Consider the following 6,548-nt stretch of genomic DNA (forward strand, 5'->3'; position numbering starts at 1 on the left):
CGCCGAACATCGCACGGTCGGCCCAGAGCCCGGAAGCGCCACGCGCGGCAGACGTACGGCCACCCGGAAGGCCACTCGCGGCAGATCTACGACCGCCTGGAAGCGTCGTCGGCCGCAGATGCACGGACACCCGGAAGCGCCGCTCGCGGCAGATCTACGGCCACCCGGAAGCGTCGTCGGCCGCAGACGTACGGCCGCTCCCGCCTGTGCGGCCCGACCGCACGCGCCGGACCGAGGTCCCGCCCGGTCTCACTCACTCCCTCACGCCAGCAGCCCCCGCAGCGGGAACACCGCCCGCCGGGCAGCCAGCACCGCCTGGTCCAGCCGGTCCGCCGGGTCGTAGCCCTGCTCCCAGCCGGACCACGAGACGGGCCAGCGCCCGTCCGTCATCCGCGCCGGCGCCAACTGCCGCGTCTTCGCGAACACTTCCTGCCGCCAGCCCTCGGGGATCATCGCCTCGGGTTCGACGGCCCGGCCCGCCGCGATCGCGACCAGATGCGTCCAGGACCGCGGCACGACGTCCACGACCGCGTAGCCGCCCCCGCCCAGCGCCACCCACCGCCCGTCGGCGTACTCGTGCGCCAGGTCGTGACAGGCCACCTGCACCGCCCGCTGCGCGTCCAGCGACACCGCCAGGTGCGCCAGCGGGTCCTCGAAGTGCGTGTCGGCCCCGTGCTGCGTCACCAGCACCTGCGGCCGGAAGTCGGCGATCAGCTCCGGCACGATCGCGTGGAACGCCCGCAGCCACCCCGCGTCCCCGGTGCCGGCCGGCAGCGCCACGTTCACCGCCGAGCCCGCCGCGGAGTCCGCCCCGGTCTCCTCGGGCCACCCGGTCTGCGGGAACAACGTCCGGGGATGTTCGTGCAGCGAGATCGTCAGCACCCGCGGGTCCTCCCAGAACGCCGCCTGCACCCCGTCCCCGTGGTGCACGTCGACGTCGACGTACGCGACCCGCTCCGCCCCCAGCTCCAGCAGCCGCGCGATCGCCAGCGACGCGTCGTTGTAGATGCAGAACCCGGACGCACCGCCCGGCATCGCGTGGTGCAGCCCGCCCGCGAAGTTCACCGCGTGCACCGCCTCACCCCGCCAGACCGCCTCCGCAGCCCCCACCGACTGCCCGGCGATCAACGACGACACCTCGTGCATCCCCGCGAACGCCGGATCGTCCATCGTCCCCAGCCCGTACGACTGGTCCGCCGCAGCCGGATCCGCCGACGCGGCCTTCACCGCCCCGATGTAGTCCTGCCGGTGGACGAGCCGCAGCGTCGACTCCCCGGCCGCCTTCGCGGCGACCACATCCACCTCACGGTCCAGCCCGAAGGCGTCGACCAGTCTCCGGGTCAGGGCCAGCCGGACGGGGTCCATCGGATGCCCCGGACCGAAGTCATAGCCCGTTACTGCCTCGTCCCACATCAGCTGTGCGCGGCCGCTCATGCCCGCCACCGTATCGGTCCGGTTGAGCCGCGAACGACCGGGCGTACACCAGCGTCACCAGCACCAACACCATCGGCACCAGCATCGCCCCGCGGTAACTCCACAGATCCCCGAGCGCCCCGACCAACGGCGAACCGATCAGAAACCCCACGTAGTTGAAGACGTTCAGCCGCGCCACGGCCGCGTCCGAAGCCCCCGGGAACAGCCTCCCGGCCGCCGCGAACGTCTGCGGCACCAGCACGCACAACCCGAGCCCCAACAGGGTGAACCCCAGCATCCCGACCCAGGCCCCGGGCGCCCCCGCCACCACGGCGAACCCACCCGCCGCGACCAGCGCACCGCCCCGCACCACCGCGACCGCCCCGAACCGCCGCACCCCGAGGTCCCCGATCGCCCGCCCCAGCAGCGTGGTGACCATGTACACGTTGTACGGCACGGTCGCCATCTGCTCCGAGCTCCCCAGCACGTCCTGCAGATACTTGGCACTCCAGTTGGAGACCGTCGAGTCCCCGATGTACGCGACCGTCATCACCAGACACAGCGGCAGCAGCCACTTGAAGACGACCGTCTGGCTCTCTCCGCCCTTCTCCTCCGCTCCCCGCGCCGCGCCCCGGTCGTCGGCATACCACCGGCTCCCCACCAGTACGGCCGGCAACAGCACCAGCACGACCGGCAGATACGACACCCACAGCGCCAGATGCCAGTGCGCGCCCGCCCACGCCAGCGAGGCCCCGATGATCCCGCCCAGGCTGTACGCCGCGTGGAAGCCGAGCATGATGCTGCGCCCGTACGACCGCTGCAGGCTCACCCCGAGCATGTTCATCGAGGCGTCCAGCACCCCCACGGCCAGCCCGAACGCCGCGAGCGACACCCCCAGCTCCACCATCCGGTCCCCGGCACCGACGCCGAGCAGCGCCAGCAGCACCACCGGCTGGGACCAGCGCAGCAGCCGGCTCGGCCGCACGCGCTTCACCAGCCGCTCGGTGGTCACGCTCCCGATCCCGGCGAGGATCGGCACGGCGGCCAGGAAGGCGGGCAACAGCGCGTCGGAAACCCCGTACTGGTCCTGGATGGCCGGGATCCTCGTCACGAGCAGGGCGAACGCGACGCCCTGCACCAGGAAACTGGCAGTCAAAGAGGCCCGGCCGCGCCGCAGCACATCAGTCATGGCGGCGAGCGTAGGGCTCCGGCTTACTCGTGGGTAGATCCAGCCAAAGATGAATTTGGTTCAGCTTCTGCGGGCTCCAGGGGCCAGGCTCACAGCAGCAGGTCGGGCAGCTCACCCATGTCGGAGAAGAGCCGGCCCGCCCCGGCCAGCTTCTCCGCCGTCGCCATCGCGGTGTAGCCGTAGACGTCCATGCCCGCCGCGAGGGCCGCCTGCACGCCCAGGGGACTGTCCTCGACGACGACGCACCGCTCCGGCGCGACGCCCATCCGCTCGGCCGCGTACAGGAAGAGATCAGGGGCCGGCTTTCCCCGCCCGACGTCCTGCGAGCTGAAGATCCGCTCCTCGTCGAACCATCGGTCGAGTCCGGTCGCCCGGTGCGCCACACGGATCCGCTCATGACTCCCGGAGGACGCCACACAGTACGGCACCCCGTCCGCGGTGAGCTTCTCCAGCACCTGGGAGGCCCCGGCGACGGCCACCAGTTCCTGCTCGAACGCGGCGAAGACCCGGGCGTGGAAGACGTCGTCGAAGCTTTCCGGCAGCCGCTGCCCGGTCCGCTCCAGGACCAGTTCATGAATCCGGTGCATCGCGGATCCCATGTAGTCCCGAATGGACTCCTCGTACGAGGTGGGGTGCCCCAGCTCTGTCAGGTAGGCCGCGAGCAACCGGTTGGAGATGGGCTCACTGTCGACGAGCACACCGTCATTGTCGAAGATCACGAGGTCGTGGCGCATGGCTCGAGCCTAAACGCAGAAAACCCCGCATCCGAAGATGCGGGGTTCTCCCAAAAATTGTTCGGCGGCGTCCTACTCTCCCACAGGGTCCCCCCTGCAGTACCATCGGCGCTGTAAGGCTTAGCTTCCGGGTTCGGAATGTAACCGGGCGTTTCCCCTACGCTATAACCACCGAAACACTATGAAACTGTCCAGCCGCACCACACCATAACCATGGCATGGGGCTGTTCGTGGTTTCAGAACCAACACAGTGGACGCGAGCAACTGAGGACAAGCCCTCGGCCTATTAGTACCGGTCAACTCCACACGTTACCGTGCTTCCATATCCGGCCTATCAACCCAGTCGTCTACTGGGAGCCTTACCCTCTCAAGGAGGTGGGAATACTCATCTCGAAGCAGGCTTCCCGCTTAGATGCTTTCAGCGGTTATCCCTCCCGAACGTAGCCAACCAGCCATGCCCTTGGCAGAACAACTGGCACACCAGAGGTTCGTCCGTCCCGGTCCTCTCGTACTAGGGACAGCCCTTCTCAATATTCCTACGCGCACAGCGGATAGGGACCGAACTGTCTCACGACGTTCTAAACCCAGCTCGCGTACCGCTTTAATGGGCGAACAGCCCAACCCTTGGGACCGACTCCAGCCCCAGGATGCGACGAGCCGACATCGAGGTGCCAAACCATCCCGTCGATATGGACTCTTGGGGAAGATCAGCCTGTTATCCCCGGGGTACCTTTTATCCGTTGAGCGACGGCGCTTCCACAAGCCACCGCCGGATCACTAGTCCCGACTTTCGTCCCTGCTCGACCCGTCGGTCTCACAGTCAAGCTCCCTTGTGCACTTACACTCAACACCTGATTGCCAACCAGGCTGAGGGAACCTTTGGGCGCCTCCGTTACTCTTTAGGAGGCAACCGCCCCAGTTAAACTACCCATCAGACACTGTCCCTGATCCGGATCACGGACCCAGGTTAGACATCCAGCACGACCAGACTGGTATTTCAACGACGACTCCCCCTGAACTGGCGTCCAGAGTTCACAGTCTCCCAGCTATCCTACACAAGCCGAACCGAACACCAATATCAAACTGTAGTAAAGGTCCCGGGGTCTTTCCGTCCTGCTGCGCGAAACGAGCATCTTTACTCGTAGTGCAATTTCACCGGGCCTATGGTTGAGACAGTCGAGAAGTCGTTACGCCATTCGTGCAGGTCGGAACTTACCCGACAAGGAATTTCGCTACCTTAGGATGGTTATAGTTACCACCGCCGTTTACTGGCGCTTAAGTTCTCAGCTTCGCCCAGACGAATCTGAGCTAACCGGTCCCCTTAACGTTCCAGCACCGGGCAGGCGTCAGTCCGTATACATCGCCTTACGGCTTCGCACGGACCTGTGTTTTTAGTAAACAGTCGCTTCTCGCTGGTCTCTGCGGCCACCCCCAGCTCACCGTGTAAAACGGATCACCGAGTGTGGCCCCCCTTCTCCCGAAGTTACGGGGGCATTTTGCCGAGTTCCTTAACCATAGTTCACCCGAACGCCTCGGTATTCTCTACCTGACCACCTGAGTCGGTTTAGGGTACGGGCCGCCATGAAACTCGCTAGAGGCTTTTCTCGACAGCATAGGATCATCCACTTCACCACAATCGGCTCGGCATCAGGTCTCAGCCTTATGTGCGACGGATTTGCCTATCGCACGGCCTACACCCTTACCCCGGGACAACCACCGCCCGGGATGGACTACCTTCCTGCGTCACCCCATCACTCACCTACTAACCGCTTGGTTCAGCGGCTCCACCACTCCCCTTTGCCCGAAGGCTCCAGGGCGGCTTCACGGCCTTAGCATCACGATGCTCGATGTTTGACGCTTCACAGCGGGTACCGGAATATCAACCGGTTATCCATCGACTACGCCTGTCGGCCTCGCCTTAGGTCCCGACTTACCCTGGGCAGATCAGCTTGACCCAGGAACCCTTAGTCAATCGGCGCACACGTTTCTCACGTGTGAATCGCTACTCATGCCTGCATTCTCACTCGTGAACCGTCCACAACTCGCTTCCGCGGCTGCTTCACCCGGCACACGACGCTCCCCTACCCATCCACACAGGCGTTGGCCCTATTGTGTGAATGACACGACTTCGGCGGTACGCTTGAGCCCCGCTACATTGTCGGCGCGGAATCACTAGACCAGTGAGCTATTACGCACTCTTTCAAGGGTGGCTGCTTCTAAGCCAACCTCCTGGTTGTCTCTGCGACTCCACATCCTTTCCCACTTAGCGTACGCTTAGGGGCCTTAGTCGATGCTCTGGGCTGTTTCCCTCTCGACCATGGAGCTTATCCCCCACAGTCTCACTGCCGCGCTCTCACTTACCGGCATTCGGAGTTTGGCTAAGGTCAGTAACCCGGTAGGGCCCATCGCCTATCCAGTGCTCTACCTCCGGCAAGAAACACACGACGCTGCACCTAAATGCATTTCGGGGAGAACCAGCTATCACGGAGTTTGATTGGCCTTTCACCCCTAACCACAGGTCATCCCCCAGGTTTTCAACCCTGGTGGGTTCGGTCCTCCACGAAGTCTTACCTCCGCTTCAACCTGCCCATGGCTAGATCACTCCGCTTCGGGTCTTGAGCGTGCTACTGAAACGCCCTATTCGGACTCGCTTTCGCTACGGCTTCCCCACACGGGTTAACCTCGCAACACACCGCAAACTCGCAGGCTCATTCTTCAAAAGGCACGCAGTCACGAGATGAAAGCAAGCTTCCATCCGACGCTCCCACGGCTTGTAGGCACACGGTTTCAGGTACTATTTCACTCCCCTCCCGGGGTACTTTTCACCATTCCCTCACGGTACTATCCGCTATCGGTCACCAGGGAATATTTAGGCTTAGCGGGTGGTCCCGCCAGATTCACACGGGATTTCTCGGGCCCCGTGCTACTTGGGTGTCTCTCAAACGAGCCGCTGACGTTTCGACTACGGGGGTCTTACCCTCTACGCCGGACCTTTCGCATGTCCTTCGCCTACATCAACGGTTTCTGACTCGTCCCACGGCCGGCAGACCGTGGAAGAGAGATCCCACAACCCCGCATACGCAACCCCTGCCGGGTCTCACACGTATACGGTTTAGCCTCATCCGGTTTCGCTCGCCACTACTCCCGGAATCACGGTTGTTTTCTCTTCCTGCGGGTACTGAGATGTTTCACTTCCCCGCGTTCCCTCCACA

3 protein-coding genes, 1 rRNA gene and 1 other annotated feature (1 of these 5 only partly in view) are annotated in these 6,548 nt (G+C 64.2%); all 4 genes read right to left on the minus strand.

Going from position 1 to position 6,548, the window contains the following annotated elements; translation table 11 throughout:
* Positions 1–261: 261 nt before the first annotated feature.
* The 4 genes from AB0937_RS09605 to rrf all read right to left on the minus strand — a co-directional run bounded on the left by AB0937_RS09605 (position 262) and on the right by rrf (position 3,512).
* On the minus strand, positions 262–1,434 hold the full coding sequence (locus AB0937_RS09605; protein ID WP_366710645.1) for an acetoin utilization protein AcuC: 1,173 nt from the start codon (positions 1,432–1,434) through the stop codon (positions 262–264).
* Positions 1,385–2,602 (minus strand): MFS transporter, encoded by a 1,218-nt coding sequence (locus AB0937_RS09610; protein ID WP_366710647.1) that lies wholly within the window; start codon positions 2,600–2,602, stop codon positions 1,385–1,387. Before AB0937_RS09610 ends, AB0937_RS09605 begins: the two co-directional genes overlap by 50 nt.
* An 89-nt stretch (positions 2,603–2,691) precedes the next feature.
* Entirely contained in the window at positions 2,692–3,336 is a 645-nt protein-coding gene (locus tag AB0937_RS09615; RefSeq protein WP_366710649.1) for an HAD family hydrolase, read from the minus strand.
* A gap of 59 nt (positions 3,337–3,395) precedes the next feature.
* Positions 3,396–3,512: ribosomal RNA gene (gene rrf / locus AB0937_RS09620) — 5S ribosomal RNA — on the minus strand.
* Positions 3,513–3,602: 90 nt separating this feature from the next.
* Positions 3,603–6,548: a sequence feature (most likely nonfunctional fraction of RNA operon), on the minus strand; it runs 1,640 nt beyond the window's last position.

The organism is Streptomyces sp. NPDC047880 (genome assembly GCF_040706515.1).
Classification (GTDB): domain Bacteria; phylum Actinomycetota; class Actinomycetes; order Streptomycetales; family Streptomycetaceae; genus Streptomyces.